Genomic DNA, 20,286 nt, shown 5'->3' on the forward strand with positions numbered 1-20,286 from the left:
TGCTTTATTTGATCAATTCGTAAATACCTTCAGCATAAATGGCTGCTGCGGTGAAGAGTTCTTCAATGTCTGAAAATTCATTGGCCTGGTGCATAGTGTCAATCGAATCTGGGAAGAGAGCTCCAAAGGCAACTCCACGCTCTAAAAGACGACCGAACGTCCCACCTCCAATGACCTGTTCATGCCCTTTAAGTCCTGTGTGCTTTTCATAAACACTCAAAAGAGTCTCAACCAAAGGATCATCAGCTGGCACATAATGTGGTTTTTGCTCGTGATCAGATAGAGTGACCTTGGTAACACCAGGTAGTTTTTCGAGACCAGTCTTGATGGTTTGGGCATCTGTTCCTTTAGGGTAACGGAAGTTAAGGGCAATGGTATTGTCTGTTTCTTCTTTCAAGAATGAGAAAACACCAGCATTCATGCTCAAGGAGCCCATCTTAGTATCCGTGTAAGCTAAACCTAGCTTCTCAGCTTCAAAGTCCTCATGAAGAGAGTCAGCTGTGACATCAATGAAGGCGCGTGCCGCCGACTCAAATGGCAAGTCTTGTAAGCATTTAGCCAAGAAGGTCGCCCCATTGATACCCTTGTAAGGCATCGAACCATGAGCAGATTTCCCGTTAATAGTGATTGATATATTGCCGTCAGGATCCTGCGAGATTTCTCCTGTCAAATCATTTTCAGCATTAAAGGCGCGAAGTTTTTCAGACAAGTCGTCAAAGTCAACAGCACCTGAAATAAGGGCTGTCGCCGACTCAGGAACCATGTTTTCACGAAGACCACCTTCAAACTTATGAAGGACAACAGCACCATCATTATCACCTGAAAAATGAAGATACTCTGTGATATTTCCTTTTTCACCATTGATGATCGGAAATTCAGCATCTGGTGAAAAACCAAAGTCAGGCTTTGCAACACCAGCATGCTCAAAGTAATAATCCATATCTGCCCAGCCCGACTCCTCGTCTGTACCAACAACAAAACGAACCGTTTTAGACACTGGAAGACCAAGTTCTTTGATGATTTTTAGACCATAATAACAAGCCATGGTAGGTCCTTTATCATCCGATACGCCACGCGCATAGAGGCGCCCGTCTTTGATGACTGGCTGATAAGGATCAGTGTCCCAACCAGATCCTGCAGGAACCACGTCTAAATGACCAAAAATGCCCATAACCTCCTGACCATCACCAAACTCAAGTTCACCAGCGTAGTTGTCAATATTACGTGTTTGGAAACCATCACGCTTGGCGATCTCCAAGAAAGCCTCCAAAGCCTTAACGGGACCAGGACCAAAAGGATGTTTAGCATCCGCTTGACTATCATCACGCTCTGAATTAATCCTTAGTAGTGTCATCAAGTCAGCCATCATGTCTTCGCGACGTTTAGCGACTTCTGCTTTAAAATCAATAGTAGCCATAACTGTTCTCCTTTATCTTATCATTTCCTCATTATAACACGAAAGACAGCAAATTTCACGAGATTTCATAAACCATCACCCTAGCTCATCTTGATTGAGCTGAAGTTGCAGAGCTTGAGCCACCTTCTCAGGCAGCCCCAAGCCCCTCAATTCATCAAGACTAGCTTCTTTGATTTTAGTGATTGATTTAAAGTGCTTGAGTAGGGCTTGCTTACGTTTTGGACCCAATCCTTCGATACCGTCAAGTTTTGAACTAAAGGCGTTTTTCTGCCGTACTTGACGATGAAAGGTTACGGCAAAGCGGTGCACTTCTTCTTGGATACGGTGTAAGAGGAAAAACACTTCCGATCTTCTTGGTAAATCAATAACATCCAAAGGCTCCCCAAAGAGCAGTTCTTGAGTCTGGTGGCGGTCATTTTTTTGTAAACCTGCAACTGGAATACTCATCTTAAGCTCATTTTGCAGGACGTCCTTTGCGATAGCCACCTGACCTTGACCCCCATCAATGATAATCAAGTCCGGTTTTGCAAGCTCGTCTCTTTTCACACGCCCATAACGGCGACGGATGACCTCACGCATACTGGCATAGTCATCTGGACCTTGAACCGTTTTGATTTTATACTTGCGGTACTCTTTCTTTTGCGGTTTACCATTTTCAAAAACCACCATGGCTGATACTGGGCTAGTCCCCATGATATTGGAGTTATCAAAAGCCTCAATCCGAATCGGTTTGGGAATCCCCAGTAATTGACCAAGTTTTTCAATAGCCCCTTGAGTTTTTTGCAAATCTTTTTCCAAAAGGTTGAATTTTTGCTCCAAACTCACACGCGCATTTTTGATGGCAAGATTGACCAGTTGCTTTTTTTCACCCCTTTGTGGCTTGATGACTTGACACGGTACCATTGCTTGCACCAAGGTCTCATCAATGTCTGATGGGATAAAGATTTCCTTTGGCAAAAGATGCTTAGATTCTTGGTAAAACTGCCCCATATAAGTGAGAAAGTCTTCTTCAGGTTCATTATAATAAGGAAAAATATTAACATCTCGCTGAATCAATTTCCCTTGTCTAACAAAGAAAACCTGCACACACATCCAGCCCTTATCCGTATCATATCCAAAAATATCACGGTCTTTTAAATCATGACTAATAACACGTTGCTTGGTGCGTAAAGTCTGAATAGCTGTCAGAAGGTCACGGTATTCTGCTGCTTTTTCATATTCCATACGCTGGGCAAACAATGCCATTTTAGCTTGCATTGTCTGAACCATCTTATCGTCTTTACCATTTAAGAAATGCTTGACATCAGTAACCAAGCCATCCCAGTAAGCCTGGTCTGTATGACAGACCGTGTGAGCATGGCATTGGCCGATATGATAATAAAAACAAACCTTATTAGCAGGATTTTTACACTTTTTAAAAGGAAACATGCGGTCCAATAATTTCTTCACATCATGAGCAGCATAACTATCTGGATACGGACCAAAGTAAATCCCATCATTTTTGGCACTGACCTGCCTTGTAATCAGTAATCGTGGGTATTTCTCTTTCGTGATTTTGATGAAGGGGTAAGACTTATCATCTTTTAGCCGAATGTTGTACTTGGGCATATTTTCCTGGATGAGGTTTATCTCAAGTAGCAGGGCTTCTGTATTAGACCCAGTCACGATGAACTCAAAATCAGCAATCTCAGCAACCAACATCTCGGTCTTGGTGTCATGGCTTCCACGAAAATAACTGCGCACACGATTGCGAAGATTCTTGGCCTTACCAACGTAAATAATCTTGCCTGTTTTATCCTTATGAAGATAACATCCCGGACTATTTGGTAACAACTCCAATTTATGTTTAATCAGTTGATTCATAGCTTTATTATATCAAAAAAATTTCCTTCTTTTTGGATAGAAAAACTTGCTTACTTGGTTCTATGGATGAAAAAAGACAGATTTTGATGTCTGTCCTTTTTGTTATGCTAACAATATCTTACGAATACCATCATAGTCGTGGACGGTGTACTTTGGTTCCAATCCACTGTTATTGACTTGTTTTTTAGGATTATACCATATAGTATCGATGCCTGCATTATGTCCTCCCCAAATATCCGCTGTCAAGCTATCACCAATCATTAAAGCTTTTTCTTTGTTAAAACCTTCAATATTAGCACCAATCCAGTCATAATAAGCTGCATCTGGCTTATCCGTTCCAGACTGCTCTGAAATAAAGATGTGTTTAAAGAGTGGGCTGATACTAGAACGTGCCATCCGTTCTTCTTGAATAGCTGTGATACCGTTGGTAGCTCCATAAATCTCATACCCTGCTGCAATCAAATCTTCTAAGAGTTCGTGGGCACCAAGATAGGTCTGCCCCTGTTGGCCAAGGTGTTTTTCATAAAGTATGCCCATAGCTTCCCCATCAACCTGATGGTCAAAATGGTCAAACAATAGAGCAAAACGTGTTTTGACTAGTTCTGGCTTAGTGATTTTTTAAGCCTCTAAATCACGCCACAACTGTTGATTCATCGGTTTGTAATAGTCTTTATAGGCTTCGACATCTTCAACCCCAACCTCCAAAAGCATTTTCGTCAAAGCAGTTGCTTCAAAATCCAAAAGAGTGTGGTCAAGATCTACATAGTAGAAATTTGTAATACAATTTAGGGAGTTTCCTTTCTAGGGTAATACGACGGTCACTTATTAAATAACTTAGCCCAATTTTGCTTAGAACTTAGAATTCTAGCAACGTAGACATTATAGTTATCAATATAGTAAAAGGCCAAGTAATGCTCAATTGGCATGTAACGATAGCGTTTAACATCATTTGTCAGTTCACCATAGCCTCGTCTAGAAACCAACGGACAGGCTTCTGGAAAAGTTTCCAAGGTTTCAAGAGCTGTTAGAACAAGGCCAAGTTTTCCATCAGCCGATTGTTGACTGTAAAAATTGAGTAGAATATAGTCGTGAATTTCTCGTAAATCTTTCTTTGCTTGATCTGTAAGAGAAACATGGTAACGTTTATGATTAGTCAAGACCAAATTCCTTTCTCACATCCGCTAAAGCAGTCAGCTTCCCTTGCTCGATTTCTTGATGACCAATCAGAATCTCCTTTTTCAAATCCTCAAAGGCAACTTGATACTGCGTCTCCTGAGAATCGCTGGTGACGAACTCTTTTGGATCAACTGCTCCAGTCGCAATTTTACGAAGGGCTGCATTGAGCACATCAGACATGGTCACGTTCTCATCCGCCAATATTTGTTTTGTTTGTTGGTAAAAAGCAGAATCTGCTCTGAAATTTACTGGTTGAGTGCTTGCCATAATAATCATCACCTTTTTGTAAAGATATTTCGTAAATACATTTTAACACACACTGTGCTACAAAACAATCAAAACTGACTATGTTATAGTACTAAAGTTCATCACATTACTAAACCAGCAAACGATTTGAAACAATCCAAACGATTACCTATTTCAATCAAAATTGCTAATCTGTCATTATGCTAAGAACTACTTCCTCTAGATATTTATCTTTCAATCATATACGAAAAGTCCTTGAAACCAAGCACTTTCAAAAGTTTTAACTGTTTGGATGTATCGCTTACTTCAATGGTAGAAAAGAGCCGAAATTTCTAAAAATTTCTGTACTCTCAGTCCTGCGCTAGCTTTTTCTTCACAGAAAGTAATAATACACTCACTGCAGCGATTAACGTGTAAAGAATCCACGTAGCTGTTTCATTCCAGACCAGTAACCCTGATAGGACAAAGCCTCCAACGGGAATGGCTAATTGAGTAATGGTGGATATAAGCCCCATAACCTGACCAAAGTAATCTTCGGGTATCGCGATTAGCAATTCACTGGTTAGTTTAGGACTTGATTTGGCAAAAATATAGCCGGTCATAAACAAGAGAACCAGCAAAAAATAGCCTTGGTAATTCAAGAAACAGAGAAAACCAAAGAGAGCTACCAAAAAACCATTACAGATGAGCAAGAAAGGATAGGTTTGCCGGCTAAAGTAGTCACTTGGTGTCAAATCTCCCACAATAAGACCTATTGTTGAAACTAGATTAAGGGCAATTAAAATCTGCTCATAACTTAACCCCCCTATAGGATGAGAGAGAAAGTACATGTTAAACATGACACTTTCTGCCCCTGCAAGTATAAACTGTAAAGTCAAAGCTAAAAGAATCCGCTTAACTGAAATACCACTGCCTACAGTTTCAAAAGCGCCTTGCAAAACTTTCCAAGCCTCTTTTAGAGACTGTTTCTTAGACTTTTCTGGCTCTTCTTGACTGTTCTGCGCTTCTTTTTCAACTAAGCTATCGTAGTCTTTGAAGATACCAATGAGTAACACTGTTGATAAGAAAAAGGTCAGAGCATTAAGAAAAGCAACCAAGCCATAGTTGTTATGACTAATCGTCAGTAGCCAAACTCCTAGGAATTGCCCTCCGATATTTGAAAGGATTCTAACAAAATGATTGAAAGAAAAGGCTTCGCGTAATTCCTCTTCTCCTAAAAATCGCTTAAAAAGTGGCAGACGTAAATTACCGCTGTAGAGGGCAAGCATGTCACTGATGACGTTGATAAAGCAGATGAGAGAAAAAGCGATAAAGGTGGTGTTTTGTGTCAACCAGGCCACTCCTATAAAAAGCAGAGCTTGGACATAGCCAGAAATCATGAGAGCTTTTGACTTGTTTTTAGTCTTGTCCGACTGAAACCCTACAAAAATCTGGAAATAGATAGGCAACATCATGATGTTGTTGGCGATGAAAAGCATGGTTTTGGAATGGTAAACCTCAGCCACATAAATGACAAAAACCAGATTATAAATGGCACTACCAAGATTGTTTAAAAAGTTAGACATAACCATTCTTCGGAAGAAATGATTTTTTAAGACAAGTTTCATACGCTAGTTTTCTTTCTAAGTCTTTGATACTGATAGATAAAGTCAGCGACTTCCAATTGATCATGAGCTAAATAGATGGAGCAAATCGTCAGTTGCTTTTTGGCAAATTCCAGATACTTAGGATTAGCAGACCATTCATAAACATCTAGTAGTGCATCTATACAGCCAAGCATGCCATCTAAAAATTCTGGCCGTTGGGCAAAGTCAAAGCAAAGTGCATCAGTCATCGCTAAGATTCCTTCAGAAAATCTCTCACAGTCAATGGCCGCCAGCACTTTTATTGCACTAGAACTGCCATTTATCAGATAAGGTGAGCAGTAACCTGGCTTAAATTGCAAAGATTTTCCTCTATCCACTTCTCTAAGAGCAGCTAATAATTTTGAAATGGCATATTCGCAAATATCTTCGCTAAAACGATGGTTTTTAAATTGAAATAATAAACCTGCAATACCATCTAATCCAATATGTTTTTCTTTATCTAACAAACAATAAAGCATTTTTTTATTCTGAACGTTGGTTTGATATACACTAAATTGTGGGCATAAACTATCAATCAAATCGGTTAGCCCTTTAAAATTGACAATGTTTTCTTCTTGGATATCCTCCAAAGTTATTGCTTTATCATGACTTTTTACGTGAACTTGTCTCAATAATTTTTGAGCAACTTTAATATCTGCATCTGGCCTTAGAAGATATAAAATAACATCTCCAATAGTTGATTTTATGCCAAAATAATAAGCAATCTGTTCTAAGATAGATATGTTATTTTCCAAATCTTTATAAGTATGTCATTTGCCAGCAAGATATAAGATCATACTAGCAACTTTATGGCAATCGGCAACTTTTCCATCTAATTTATTCCAAGACGGTAAAGCAATTTCTGACTGAATAGGAATATAAGATTTTCCATAGGGATAAATCATTTCTAAATCAATTAAGAACAGTTCCCCTTTTTCGTCAAACCGAAAATTATCTGGATGGATATCATGAATAACATGATTTTTATCATGAAAATAAGACACTAAGTCAAAGATTTTTTCAATGATATTTAAAAAGGTTTTAAATTTTAGGACGTTACCACTCCTATCACTTGCTTCCATACCAAATAGGGAATATCGAGTAGAATGCTCATATAATTTATTACCACCAATGTAGTGGTAAATATAATAATCATTTATCCACTCAGACATCTTTTCTATCGGCTGCGGAATAAAACGGTCAAAGTGATGTGATCGTTGAAATTCCCTATTTCTTAGTTCAGATTTGGTGATTTCTTTATTAAACATAATGTGGGGAACAGCTTCTTTGACGATAATTTTTTGCGAGTCAGATAGAAGTTCTCCTTGATATACATTGCCACCATTCTGTTTTTTCAAAACTTCTGTTACCCTCAAGCGCTTGGATAGATGACTGGATGTGTTTACAATGGGTTCTTGTATATCCTCTACGTCAACAGGTAAATCAAAATAAGATTTTTGATAATCTTGCCAAATACTTCCGTCACTTCCTTTGATAGTCATCAATCCTTCTTCAAGATAATCTAAGGAGTCTTTAAAAGTTCCATACCGGTAAAAAATCAGTTTTGAGTCTTTATAAGGGCGATCACTTAAAATGTAAATCCCATCCTCATCTCTAGGAAGATAGTCATATAATTCTTCCAAAAAGGCTATGCACTCTACTCTAGATTTTGGGTACAAGGTAAAGAGTTTTCCTGATTCTGCTGTGGTTTCTTCTGTAGAAAAATTAGTTAAAACATTTTTTGCCTCTTTTATGTATTTGTAAGCAATGTTCCTAGTGGACAAAAATTCTAGCATTAAAGCAGTTATGTTTTGATAATTACCCCACGTTGCGGAGATGTGAATTTTAAAACCAAAAATTGGCAGTTTATCAGTCGAACCGACATGAGTGAAAAATGTCTTATCCATGCCATTTTTCCTTTAAGTGAAACATTTTTTCTCTTAATTTTTTGAATGTCGCTTCCATTTCTTGAAGTTTTTCTTCATCAACCACTTCAAATAATTCCAAATCATCTCTACTAGAATCAAAATTGTCAACAGTTTTACCGTTAATCACACACGATTTAGTTTGCATCTTACTTAACCCTCCAATGTCCTAAAAGATATGGGACAGACATGATGCTATCCGTCCCACTCTCATAAACAATTACTGCTAGAAAACTATTCTAACAGTCAGCTAATTAACAAGAAATTGTAACAACATCACATTTTCTTGTTTCAATACTAGACATTGTATCTACGGATTTCTTGTTGAGTTCTTCGATAAAATCAGTCATGAGTTTTTCCTCCTTATTTTGATGGTTTAATGATAACAAAAAAGTCCTTTTCAGAACTTTTTTTGACTATTTGCAATTTTCAAGAACCTTGTCAATCTCCCTGCGATAATATTGAGCAAAATCGCTAGCGTCAAGCTTACTGAGTATCTCAATCAAGTCATCAATATCTTGCTTGGCACTTATGTCTCCCTTACAGTATTTCAAGGTAGATTGAAGTAGTTTGAACACAAGACGTAAATACAAATCTCTATCATCGTCAAAATACTGGTTAATCTGCTTTTCAAAATATTGAGCATCTGAAAATCGTCTTCTTTCAATGCTAATAAATAGGGCAGTCAAAAAAATAGAATGCATTAACAAACAATTATTATAATGCTTATCTAAAAAATCCATGCGGTGTAAGAGTTCCCGACAATAGGTTACCATTAAATCAGACGGGAAAAGGTTGATACTTCTAACAAAGATGTAAAGCTCATATTGCCCCCATACACTGTTTTTGAAAAGATAATCTTCCACTTCGTTTAACTCCACCCTTGATATTTTCTTTCCAAAATCTTCATCTAAAATCGTTGAAATCACCAACTGGTTCAGACGATGGTATTGTTTTTTGCCATCTTTAGCACCAGCTTTCCCTTCTTCCTCTTGAAGTCGGAGAAGAGCATCCATGTCCTTATTATATCTGTATCTGTTAACTTGCATTTGAAAACGTTGAAAATCAGACATATGAAATCCTCGCATCAAATGTAAAAATTCTTCGGGATCCAGATAAATATTGTCCAAGGCTTGAAAGAGTTTTTCAGCTGAAATATCCGTCTGCCCATTTTCAAAACGTGATAACATCGAAGTTGAACATTGATTACCCGTCGCTTCTTTCAAAGTAATTCCTCGTTCCTTTCGAAACATGGAAAAAACTTCTCCAATATGCATGCTCTACTCCTCCATATTGCGAATATTCAATAATGCAATAATTATAACAAAAAAGTACAGAAATTTCTAAAAACTTCGAATAGTAAGAATTTATAAGTAGTCATGATATCTCCTTTGAATGTATTACATCATACCCTGTACTCTAAAGAATATCAAAAAAAACCAAGTCGCTGAGTAGCTTGGTTTTTCATAACTTAAAAATTTGTTGTATCTGGGTCTGTTTGAGCTTTGACACCTTCAATAGTATCTAGCTTAGCCATATCTTCGGCTGATAGTTCAAAATCAAAGATATCAAGGTTTGCTTCGATGTTTTTTGGTGTTACCGATTTTGGAAGTGGTAAGAAGCCTTTTTGCAAGCTCCAACGAAGGGCAACTTGGGCTACTGATTTACCATTTGCTTCAGCAACTTCCTTAGCAACATCATTCGAGAAGATAGTACCAGTACCGAGTGGACTGTAGGCTTCTAAAAGAATATCATGATCTTCACAAAAAGTGACAAGCTCATCTTGTGAGCAACCCGGTGCTAGCAAAACTTGATTAACATGCGGTTTAATCTCTGCTGTTTCAAAAAGAGCTTCCAAATGATGAATCATAAAGTTTGAGACCCCAATAGCACGGACTTTTCCTTCTTTATAAGCTTCTTCCATAGCTTTCCAAGCCCCAGCATTCCCTTTTTTCCAATGGTCACGGATTGGTTCTGGATTTGGCCAATGAATCAATAGGAGGTCAACATAGTCAACTCCAAGCTTTTCAAGTGAGTCATCAATCGATGCTTTAGCAAGATCATAATCATGCTTATCATTCCAAACTTTTGTCGTTAGGAAGATCTCTTCACGCGCAAGGTCGCTGTCAGCGATTGCTTTACCAACGCTAACTTCATTACGATAGATTTGTGCTGTATCAATGTGATTGTATCCGACTTTAAGAGCATGTGCTACGCTATTGTAGGCTTCTTCACCGTCAGGAATTTGCCTTGTTCCAAATCCAATTTTAGGAATTTGAACGCCGTTAGAAAGTGTATCATTCTCCATATAATCCTCCTTGATGACTTGGTGTCATCTTTTTATTAACAATTTCACAGGAGTCGCTAGCACTGACTAAACTTCTCCTTTTGCCTAATATAATAAGCATCTCTTCGCTCGCTATCTGATAAGCCTTGGTTTTCTAAAGCAGCCAAATGGCGATGAATTTTGATTTTTGCAATCAGATAGCGATAGATTTCTTGAAGTTCTGCAATCTGTCTTTCTAACTCCAGCTGCGTTATTTCTAATAACTTGGTTGAAAGAGCATGACTGTGGAACTCTGCTAAGATACGTCGGATATCCTCCAAAGATATCTCATTACGATCATAATATACGATAGCCTTCAAACGATCAATACTAAGATCATCAAATTGACGAAAACTTCTTGTATTTTAGCCAAAGACAAAGATTACTTGCGTTTTTTCTTAGCTTTTTTGATCTTGTTGGCCTGACGTTTCATGGCTTGCTTCATCATAAATGAGCCTGCCTTACCTTTGAGACCGCCACCAAACATTTGGCTCATATCTAAATCGCCTCCCAAAGCTGACATATCAGGTAGGCCTCCTTGCCCCATCATGCCTTCAAGGGCAGACATATCCATACCAGACATATCTGGCATGTTTTTAGGCAGACTGTTAGGGTTCATGCCCATCTGACGCATGGCTTTTTCCATATCGCCAGACATGACTCCTTGCATCATTTGCTTGGCTTGATTAAAGTCTTTGATAAATTTATTAACCTCAACAAAGCTATTACCCGAGCCACTAGCGATACGACGGCGTCGGCTAGGGTTTAAGAGGTCTGGATTCTCTCTCTCTTCAGGCGTCATTGAAGAGACAATCGCACGTTTTCGAGCCACTTGTCTATCATCCAGTTTCAGATTAGCAAGCGCTGCATTGCCAGCCATACCTGGAATCATCTTTAACAAATCTTCCATAGGCCCCATGTTTTGGACTTGGTCTAATTGCTCAATAAAATCATTGAAATCAAAGGTATTTTCACGCATCTTCTCTGCTAACTGCATTGAGCGTTTTTCATCATACTCTTGACTTGCTTTTTCTATCAGGGTTAGCAAGTCACCCATGCCCAAAATACGGCTAGCCATACGATCCGGATGGAAGGTTTCAATAGCCGTGATTTTTTCACCCGTTCCCGTAAACTTAATCGGCTTACCAGTGATTTCACGAACAGAAAGTGCCGCTCCACCACGAGTATCCCCATCAATCTTGGTTAGGATAACCCCTGTAATGTTGAGCTGCTCGTTAAAATCCCGCGCAACATTAGCTGCTTCCTGACCAATCATGGCATCAACAACCAAAAGAATCTCATTGGGTTGTGCCAAGGCTTGAACATCACGAAGTTCCTGCATAAGGAGCTCATCAATCTGCAAACGACCGGCCGTATCAATCAAAACATAGTCGTGATGTTGCTGACGCGCCTGCTCAAGACCTTGCCTAACAATCTCAACAGCAGGAATGTCTACTCCCATGTCAAAAACAGGCACATTGATTTGACTCCCTAAGGTTTTTAACTGCTCAATAGCAGCTGGACGATAAATGTCCGCCGCAATCATCATCGGACGAGCCTTTTCTTCCTTGATGAGCTTGTTGGCTAATTTACCAGCAAAGGTCGTCTTACCTGCTCCTTGGAGACCTACCATCATGATAATGGTTGGAATCTTCGGTGATTTTTCTAGCTGAGCGGTTTCTGAGCCAAGCAAGGCTGTCAACTCTTCATTGACAATTTTGATGATTTGCTGAGTTGGATCTAGGGTGTCAATAATCTCATGACCAATAGCACGCTCACGGATGCGCTTGATAAAGGTTTTGACGACTGGTAACGCAACATCTGCCTCAAGAAGGGCTAGTCGGATTTCCTTGGTCACCTCTTGAACTTCTTTTTCAGAAAGTTTCTTTTTCCCACGAATGGTTTTAAAAACCGTTTGTAAGCGTTCTGTTAAGCTCTCAAAAGCCATTAGTTGTCCTCTTTTCTTTGGTTAATCTCTGTTATCGATACGACTTAAAATCGCTATTTTTTCTTGTAGATAAGCATCATGAGCGTATTTTTGAGTAATGGCATCCAAAATTTCACTACGAACAATATAGTCCGAATACATGTGTAATTTCATCTCATATGTTTCCAAAACCTTCTCCGTACGCTTGATGTTATCGTAAACTGCTTGACGACTCACGCCAAACTCTTCGGCAATCTCTGCTAAACTATAATCATCAGCATAATAGAGCTCAATATAGTTCATCTGCTTATCTGTCAAGAGAGCCGCGTAGCATTCAAATAGGGCATTCATGCGATTGGTTTTTTCAATTTCCATACCTATCATTTTACCATATCTCTGCAATTAAACCTACTAGAAATAAAGAGCACCATGCATGCTACTATAGCCACTGGAGATAGAAAGCTCAGAGCCTCATGATGAGATTCTGAGATCTGAGCCTAAAAATCAAAAACCTAAGAGAACAACGTTAATTCAAAAGACTATAAAAAAGAAGAGAGGCTGAGACAAAAGTCCTTACCTCTCCATTATTTTTGATTTATTGAGCAAGAAGCAGTGGTTGAGTGGACTCTAATATTCTGATTTTATCAGCTTTTACAGCCCTACTCAACTGTGCGGAGGTGGGAGTGAAACACTCTGGGGATAGACCGCTTCAACCCGAACCTATACATAAAAGAGTGAGGGAAATCGAATTCTAACGAATGACCGATTTCTGTCCCACTCTCTCTTAGGTTATTTACTTTGATCAATAACCGCATCTAAGGACAAGACAACGCCTAGAACCAAGACAGGGTCAAGACTTATATTTGCAATATCGACTTCAAAAGAATCTTTAAAAGATAAATTCTGCGACACGCGAGCAACCGCTTGTCCTTGCTTATCAACAATGTCATACTCTCGTCTTTTCAGGAACTTACCTGTCATTTGCCAGTCAACGCCATCAATCTCACATGTCGTACGAAGAGCTAACCATTTCTTTTTGACTGTCGCAAGAAGCTGATCACCCTTTTTAATGTCAAACTTGTATTGAGAAAAACGTTGGCGAATAGTAGCTAGTTCAGAGTCATCTTTGGCATCGTGGATGCTTGATCTAAGACCAACAAAACCACCAACATTTCCTTTAACAAGATAAACCAGTTCTTCATCTTCATTACGAATTTCAAAATTATTTTTGAATAAAGATGTTTGTTTAAGATAAAATTTCATAGGTATGTCCTCCTTCTACTTGCAATACTTGCATATTACAAAATAAGTTTGTTGTCTACTGATTCTCTAAATAAAACTCAAACCGATCAGCCACATACTGGCTACGCACATATTCAAAAGCCTGCCCGTCTGTGAGATAGGAAACTTGTGTCAAGGTTAACAGGGCACTCTTTTCTTCGATCTCTAAATATCTGGCGACTTGCTCATCTGCTACTTTTGCCGAGATCGTCTGCTGGCTTTTGCCAATCTCATAACCATGAGCAATCATGGTTTGAAAAAAATGCTCGGTAATGTCTGTTTTCTCAAAGGTTTTAACCAATTTTTCAGGAACGCTGGTGACTTCAAAAAGGACCGGTATATGGTCAGCATAACGAATCCGTCCCATACGAATAATATAGGAATGGGGCTTAACGTTAAGCAGCCTGACCTCTTGATCATTTGGGTGACTTCTGATATAAGAAATCAGTTTACTGGTAGGGATTTTTCCTTGAGATTTGATGATTTCCGTAAAGCTGGTTGTGCCTCGCATCTTTTCTTGCACACGACTGCTAGCAACAAAAGTACCACTCCCCACCCTTCTCTCTAAAATGCCTTCTTCCACTAAAAGGGTCACTGCCTGCCTCAAGGTCATGCGACTGACCTCAAAAGAGTCTGCAAGGTCACGCTCGCTTGGAAGTCGTTGACCAATTTTCCATCTGCCCTCATCAATGCTTTTTTTGATGTTATCGTGAATTCTGATATAAGCTGGTATCACTCTACTACTCCTTTAAGGCATCATTGCTGCTATGATCATGTGATGCCCTGATAAACTTAAAACAACTATACCAATAGTTTAACATATTTGTCACCATAGCTATAGTCATTGCTAAATTATAAAAACAATTGACTTATACGTCGGAAGGATTTTTAAGACTAAAATCAGCGCCATACTATGCTATAATAGGCTTAGTATTATTTTTATGAGGAGACAATATCACTATGAATTTTTCCCAAAAGCGACATGTGCAACGCTTTTCCATACGCAAACTGGCTATCGGTGTCGTTTCTGCTAGTATCGGTATGGCTACTGTTACGACAATGACTAGCCATACAACGTATGCCACCGAACAAACCACAACAGCAACAGCAAAACCAGAAACAGCAACCATAACCTATACTTACGTCCCTTACGAGTCCTTAAGCGAGTAACAACAAGCCTCACTACAGCACACTGATCAAGACTTTTTAGATGAGGTGGCAGAGGCTGATACCAACTATATTTTAATCTATCAAACGCTAGGTCAAACTAAAAAACTGCCTAACACAGGCGATTTAGACCAGTCTCTACTGGCTATCTTAGGGAGCCTAGGTATTGTTGGTGTTTGGGTAGCTACCTCTAAAAAACGCCATCCCCTAGCCTTTAGCGTCATTATCTTGACGGGGCAGGTGTTTTACTCACCTCTCAAGATACCCTGGCTTTAGAAAATGCACTCGCTGGCTCTTTTACCGAAACACACCTAGTGACTCTCGGAGAAAAATTGCCATTACCATCTCGAACTATTGGCGATCGTATCTTTACCTATTATCTCAAAGAATCTTCACCCCTCAATCCTCACACAGAGCGTGATATCACCAATCATCACCAACAACCTCTATCAAACACTACTATCATCACTGGGGAATCAAAGGATCATCCACTATCACTAAGCACTGAAACGATAGTAAATACGGAATGGAAGAACAAACTTAATCCTAAACCAGTTGAACCTGAAGTTAATACCGAATGGAGGGACGAACTTAATCCTAAACCGGTCGAACCTGAAGTCAATACCGAATGGAGGGACGAACTTAATCCTAAACCGGTCGAACCTGAAGTCAAAACAGAGTGGAGGGATGAACTTAACCCCAAACTGGTTGAACCTGAAGTCAATACCGAATGGAGGGACGAACTTAATCCTAAACCGGTCGAACCTGAAGTTAACGCAGAATGGAAGGACGAACTCGACCCTAAACCTGTCGAACCTGAAGTTAACGCAGAATGGAAGGACGAACTCGATCCTAAACCCGTCGAACCTGAAGTTAACGCAGAATGGAAGGACGAACTCAATCCTAAACCCGTCGAACCTGAAGTTAAAACAGAATGGAAGGACGAACTCGACCCTAAACCAGTTGAACCTGAAGTTAAAACAGAATGGAAGGACGAACTCGACCCTAAACCGGTCGAACCTGAAGTTAAAACAGAATGGAGAAACGAACTCGATCCTAAACCCGTCGAACCTGAAGTTAACGCAGAATGGAGGGATGAGCTCGATCCTAAACCGGTTGAACCTGAAGTCAACACAGAATGGAGGGACGAACTGAACCCCAAACCTATGCCAGAACAAGCATGGGTTAGCAGCGACTATCTCAGTCAAACAGATACCGAACTAAGCCTAAGGATTGAAAAACCTCAAGAAAGGAAACTAAAACCATCATTGACGGTTGCAAAAGTAACGATTGACGAGGAAAATGGCTCAGTAACCTTAGACTACCAAATCACAGACACCGATAACACCTACATCAGTGCCAAAACAGCTCTCTACAAAGGGGATAAACTTGTCTCCGAAATAAACTTGCCAAAAGATCAAACCAGCATCACTATAGATAATTTGGAGAGTAGCATTCCTTACACGCTTCAAACAAGCTTAACCTACAATCTAGGTGTAGCCGACCAGACCGACCACGTTGATCAGCGTCAGGTTGAGTTGCTTGTAAAAAAAGTCGAGTTTAGAAATGTCCTAGCAGCCGAACTCTACCAAGTCACTCCTGAAGGTCAACTAGACCGTATCAATGGCTTAAAAACCATTCCTGAAAAGCTAGACAACTATATCGTCAAATTAGTCAATGCCAAGCAAAAAGATGTCTACCTGCCTGTTCAAGCCATCGCTCCTGGAGCTGACAATACCCTTAGAGTCACTGCTTCTCACCCTGAACTCGTTCAGTTTAATGGCAATGATATGACTCAAGGCTATAGCTTTACCATTGATAAAATTGTGCTCAAAGAAGGTGCCTATGCAAGCTTCGAAGAGCTTATCACTGCTATGAAAGCAAAACCAAACGGAGAATTTTTCCTAGCGTCAGACATGATTGTTCCTCCATCAGCCACGAGCGAGACCGCTTATCTTCCAACTTTTTCTGGTAAACTCTCAAGTTCAGACCCAGCCAAACGCTTTGCCATTATCAACCTCGATAAACCGCTCTTTGGTCACTTGAATAATGCTACTATCACCAATATTGCTTTAAAAGATATTGCTATCAATCAACCTACCCAAACGGATGTCGGAGCCTTAGCTAAAACAGCAACTGGCACAAGCACTATCTCTCACATTGACATCAAAGGAAGCATTTCAGGTAAGAATAATCTAGCAGGACTCGTCGCCACAGCTGCTAATACCAGTAACATTAGCCATATCACCGCTCAAGTCAACCTTTCTGCTAGTGAGCGAATGAATTCCTACAATATGGGAGGCATTATCGCCACCTCAAACGGTAAGCTAAACCATGTCAAGGCTCAAATCACCATTGATCAAACGCTAACTCGAGGCTCTAATATCGGTGGTGTTGTGGGGCAAAATGGTGGCACACTGACGAATGCTTACGCCACAGGGTCAATCATCGCTAAAAACGCGGGGGCTAATATCGGTGGTGTCGCTGGTAGCGGTAAATTTGATTGGACAACTTTCCAAGCCTCTACTGCCTCTAACCTCATCAGTGGCGTGGCAGTAACCAACGGAAACAGCCTAGTCGGAATGACCAGTGGTGGTAACTTTAGCCAAGCCTTCACCACACCGACAGCAAGTGGCATCACCAGCGGCATTGCTTCTACCAAGATCAGCCAAGAAGATGCGATAACACGTTCATCCACCTGGGGAGCAAAACCAGTGACACCAAGCGTAAACACTGCTAAGCCTGATGCCCCTAAAGCAACAGAAAACTTTAGCTTCTCATCTGTAGCAGGCTATCAAGCCAATCGCCAGCAGGCCTATGATAATATCGAAAAATTGTTGCCTTACTATGATCGCCATACCATTATCGCATACGGTAATAAGGTTGATCCAAGTGATCCACTCTTTAGCAAACCCTTACTAGCGGTTGTACCAATGTCTGAAAGTGGCTTTGTCACCAATACTCTTGATCATCCAGAGATTTCAAAACTACTCCTGCACTTTGCCGATAACACCAAGACCGAAGTTGCCCTTACAGCCAAAAAGCCTTACAAGGCTACCAGCATTAGAGAATTTTCATTTGGTGACTTGCTCTATACCCCTGAGCAATTTAGTCACGTCAATCAGGCTGACATCGAAGATCTGGTCAAGCAGTTAGCAGCTGTTCCAGAATGGACCAAAGAAGGGCTCATTCAACTCCTTAATATCCAAGATGAGTATATGGAAGGCGGCATCACTAGAAGCCTAACCAAAGAGGCTGTCGCAGAGCGTCTCCTTTACCTCAACAAACCTCTGCGTCAACTGCAAACGGACTTGGAAAAAAACATCAAGGCACTTATCTCAAGCTATTCAAGTATTGATATGACATCTGAGGCCTTGGCACGCTATCTCAAAACCCAAATAACCCAAGAAAAAGAGAAATTATTACTTGCCCTAGCTCATCTTAAGCAATCTTACAATGTTCATTACGGCCATGTCTCTATACTGGATATTGTGACCTATCGTCCTGATTTTGGCGGTCAAAAGATTGATACTCTAGATTACCTCCTCTCATTTGCACAAGATGCCCATAGCCTAAAACTCTATCAAAATCCTACAACTTATGAGAAGAAAATGGCTAATAAAATTTCTCAAGCAGCAACACTTGTTGACTTCTTGGAAGAAAAACGTGCCCTTTTCCTACCAGATAAAAGCAATGAAGACTGGTTTAAGGAAAATACCAAAGCCTTCATCTATGAACAACCTTCTCTTCAAAAAACAGATGCCGATGTCAATCTCTATCGTAAACTAAGAGACTATACCTTTGAAGGTAAGAAACCCTACCTCAAGCACATCCTGCCGCTACTCAATCTTACAGAGGAGCATCAGCTTTATGTCTTATCATCAATGACAACCTTGAACTTTGGGCTTTTTGATCAGTATGTCAAGGCTAATCTTAAAAAAGAAAATCCCCAACAATATGCCGCTGAGATTGAGCAAGTCAAGTCAACCCTTATCCCACTTCGAATGAAAGAATTAGGCAATTTCCTAGATCTTTGGTACCGTCTCTCTAGCTCTGAGACACGAGAGGAACTATTGACTCGACAAACACTCGTCCAACAAGGTTATCATGTGCTTACTCCAGATAATAAGAAACGTTGGTTAGCTGAATATGGTGATGCCAATTCAGCCGTTGATGATTTCTTTGGTCCGATGGGCGAATATTACCCATCCGATCGACAAAGTGCCTTTGCCAATGGCATCAATGCCATCAAGTTCTTGGGAGTTGATCTGCTATCCGTTGCAGGATCCTCAACCTTAACCCACGAACTCGTTCATAACTATGATCGTGCTGTTATTTTAAACGGCAATCAACGTCGTATCGGTCAATCCTCTGAATCCTATGCCTTAGGCTTGCTCCAATCCGTTTCAAGTACAGAAGACTACTATTACGGTTTCAACTTTAATAGGGAGTTTACGAGTCCTGCTAATCACAATAGTTCCCCAAGTCGATTCCAAAACCCTAAAGACTTGCAAGACTATATGAAAGGGGTTATGGATGTCACCTATACCCTAGACCTACTTGAATTAGAAGCGATTGGCAAACAATCCAAGGCAGACCAACAGCTCTTCTTTAATCAATTAGCTTTAGTCCCTCAAGCTGAAGAAACCTCTAACAATATCACCTATCGTCATGCCAACGATCGCATTAAAGCTCTGACAGCTGATGAATGGCAGAAAGTAACCACTTTATCTGTCAATAACTTGATTGACCACAACATCATCATGAAAGATGCAACAGGTATGAACGGTATTAAAGACTATGTTAGAGATAACAGTGCCAACTATTATTGGATCATCTTTTCAGCTCCGATTTATGGTGGTATTACTAATGAACAGGGAACCGTTGGTGGTCTTCAGTTCCGCCGTGTCGCCTATGAGCTCTTAGCAGCTAAGGGATGGCAAAACGGCTTTATTCCTTATGTTTCTGACCAATATCGTGCCGAGGCAGAAGCCTCTAACAAACCCTTATCAGATACCTTTATCTTGAAAAAAATCTTCGGTACCGATATGACCTATACTGACTTTAAAAAAGCAGAGTATCAAGAACGTGCAGATAAACTCAACCAGCTAAAAGCAATCAGCATTAGCCTTGATGGGCAAAAACATGATATCACTAATGCTAATGATATCATCAGGCTCTTTGAGGATGCTAGTCAAAAAGACCTTGCCAACCTCAAGTTAAATCGTCCCGCACAAGCTCGTCATAAGCTAAAACTGGCGATCATCAAAGCCTATCATCAGCTAACTGACGACTTTAAACAAACCATCTATCGCTAAGGATAGCCGTAACCA

Annotated in this window: 18 protein-coding genes and 1 pseudogene; 3 read left to right on the forward strand and 16 right to left on the reverse strand. The window is 40.0% G+C overall.

Features of this window, described 5'->3' with window-relative positions:
- Positions 1–4 precede the first annotated feature (4 nt).
- From pepV to ACMZ6Z_RS00575, 16 genes and pseudogenes are all read right to left on the reverse strand, one after another.
- Positions 5–1,417 carry a dipeptidase PepV gene (gene pepV, locus ACMZ6Z_RS00500; protein WP_416130704.1) on the reverse strand — a complete coding sequence of 471 codons (1,413 nt, stop codon included), beginning with the start codon at positions 1,415–1,417 and terminating at the stop codon, positions 5–7.
- A gap of 75 nt (positions 1,418–1,492) precedes the next feature.
- Positions 1,493–3,280, reverse strand: coding sequence for an excinuclease ABC subunit UvrC (uvrC, locus tag ACMZ6Z_RS00505; RefSeq protein ID WP_416130705.1), 1,788 nt, complete (start codon positions 3,278–3,280; stop codon positions 1,493–1,495).
- A 102-nt stretch (positions 3,281–3,382) separates the two neighbouring features.
- A pseudogene (locus tag ACMZ6Z_RS00510) lies at positions 3,383–4,064 on the reverse strand (YjjG family noncanonical pyrimidine nucleotidase).
- Between the two features lie 34 nt (positions 4,065–4,098).
- Positions 4,099–4,437 carry a type II toxin-antitoxin system RelE/ParE family toxin gene (locus ACMZ6Z_RS00515; protein ID WP_416130706.1) on the reverse strand — a complete coding sequence of 113 codons (339 nt, stop codon included), beginning with the start codon at positions 4,435–4,437 and terminating at the stop codon, positions 4,099–4,101.
- Positions 4,430–4,723, reverse strand: a complete 294-nt coding sequence (locus ACMZ6Z_RS00520; RefSeq protein WP_156805287.1) for an antitoxin — start codon at positions 4,721–4,723, stop codon at positions 4,430–4,432. Before ACMZ6Z_RS00520 ends, ACMZ6Z_RS00515 begins: the two co-directional genes overlap by 8 nt.
- A gap of 329 nt (positions 4,724–5,052) precedes the next feature.
- Positions 5,053–6,309 (reverse strand): MFS transporter, encoded by a 1,257-nt coding sequence (locus ACMZ6Z_RS00525; RefSeq protein ID WP_416130707.1) that lies wholly within the window; start codon positions 6,307–6,309, stop codon positions 5,053–5,055.
- A complete protein-coding gene (locus ACMZ6Z_RS00530; RefSeq protein WP_416130708.1) occupies positions 6,306–7,082 on the reverse strand; it encodes a hypothetical protein in 777 nt (258 codons plus the stop codon). Before ACMZ6Z_RS00530 ends, ACMZ6Z_RS00525 begins: the two co-directional genes overlap by 4 nt.
- 15 nt (positions 7,083–7,097) lie before the next feature.
- Positions 7,098–8,234 carry a hypothetical protein gene (locus tag ACMZ6Z_RS00535; RefSeq protein WP_416130709.1) on the reverse strand — a complete coding sequence of 379 codons (1,137 nt, stop codon included), beginning with the start codon at positions 8,232–8,234 and terminating at the stop codon, positions 7,098–7,100.
- Complete coding sequence (locus ACMZ6Z_RS00540; protein WP_416130710.1) at positions 8,227–8,400, reverse strand: hypothetical protein; 174 nt, start codon at positions 8,398–8,400, stop codon at positions 8,227–8,229. The genes ACMZ6Z_RS00535 and ACMZ6Z_RS00540 overlap by 8 nt, the downstream gene beginning before the upstream one ends.
- A 268-nt stretch (positions 8,401–8,668) precedes the next feature.
- A complete protein-coding gene (locus tag ACMZ6Z_RS00545) occupies positions 8,669–9,529 on the reverse strand; it encodes a hypothetical protein (protein ID WP_416130711.1) in 861 nt (286 codons plus the stop codon).
- A 194-nt stretch (positions 9,530–9,723) separates the two neighbouring features.
- Positions 9,724–10,560: an aldo/keto reductase gene (locus tag ACMZ6Z_RS00550; protein WP_416130712.1), complete on the reverse strand. Its 837-nt coding sequence runs from the start codon at positions 10,558–10,560 to the stop codon at positions 9,724–9,726.
- Between the two features lie 56 nt (positions 10,561–10,616).
- Positions 10,617–10,859, reverse strand: a complete 243-nt coding sequence (locus ACMZ6Z_RS00555; protein ID WP_416130713.1) for a hypothetical protein — start codon at positions 10,857–10,859, stop codon at positions 10,617–10,619.
- Positions 10,860–10,960: 101 nt separating this feature from the next.
- Positions 10,961–12,526: a signal recognition particle protein gene (ffh, locus tag ACMZ6Z_RS00560; RefSeq protein WP_416130714.1), complete on the reverse strand. Its 1,566-nt coding sequence runs from the start codon at positions 12,524–12,526 to the stop codon at positions 10,961–10,963.
- 21 nt (positions 12,527–12,547) lie between these two features.
- On the reverse strand, positions 12,548–12,880 hold the full coding sequence (locus ACMZ6Z_RS00565; RefSeq protein WP_416130715.1) for a putative DNA-binding protein: 333 nt from the start codon (positions 12,878–12,880) through the stop codon (positions 12,548–12,550).
- A gap of 414 nt (positions 12,881–13,294) precedes the next feature.
- The gene (locus tag ACMZ6Z_RS00570) at positions 13,295–13,768 is read right to left on the reverse strand and encodes an LURP-one-related family protein (protein ID WP_416130716.1); all 474 of its coding nucleotides are present in this window, start codon (positions 13,766–13,768) and stop codon (positions 13,295–13,297) included.
- 55 nt (positions 13,769–13,823) lie between these two features.
- Positions 13,824–14,522, reverse strand: coding sequence for a GntR family transcriptional regulator (locus ACMZ6Z_RS00575; RefSeq protein WP_416130717.1), 699 nt, complete (start codon positions 14,520–14,522; stop codon positions 13,824–13,826).
- A 224-nt stretch (positions 14,523–14,746) separates the two neighbouring features.
- On the opposite strand from ACMZ6Z_RS00575, the gene ACMZ6Z_RS00580 reads away from it, so the two are divergent.
- From ACMZ6Z_RS00580 to ACMZ6Z_RS00590, 3 genes are read left to right on the forward strand one after another with little or no spacing between them, the layout of a single operon-like run.
- Complete coding sequence (locus ACMZ6Z_RS00580; protein ID WP_416130718.1) at positions 14,747–14,956, forward strand: YSIRK-type signal peptide-containing protein; 210 nt, start codon at positions 14,747–14,749, stop codon at positions 14,954–14,956.
- A 45-nt stretch (positions 14,957–15,001) separates the two neighbouring features.
- Positions 15,002–15,229, forward strand: coding sequence for an LPXTG cell wall anchor domain-containing protein (locus tag ACMZ6Z_RS00585; protein ID WP_416130719.1), 228 nt, complete (start codon positions 15,002–15,004; stop codon positions 15,227–15,229).
- A gap of 56 nt (positions 15,230–15,285) precedes the next feature.
- The gene (locus ACMZ6Z_RS00590; RefSeq protein ID WP_416130720.1) at positions 15,286–20,271 is read left to right on the forward strand and encodes a ZmpA/ZmpB/ZmpC family metallo-endopeptidase; all 4,986 of its coding nucleotides are present in this window, start codon (positions 15,286–15,288) and stop codon (positions 20,269–20,271) included.
- Positions 20,272–20,286 lie beyond the last annotated feature (15 nt).

Source organism: Streptococcus pluranimalium, from assembly GCF_047785705.1.
Taxonomy (GTDB): domain Bacteria; phylum Bacillota; class Bacilli; order Lactobacillales; family Streptococcaceae; genus Streptococcus; species Streptococcus pluranimalium_A.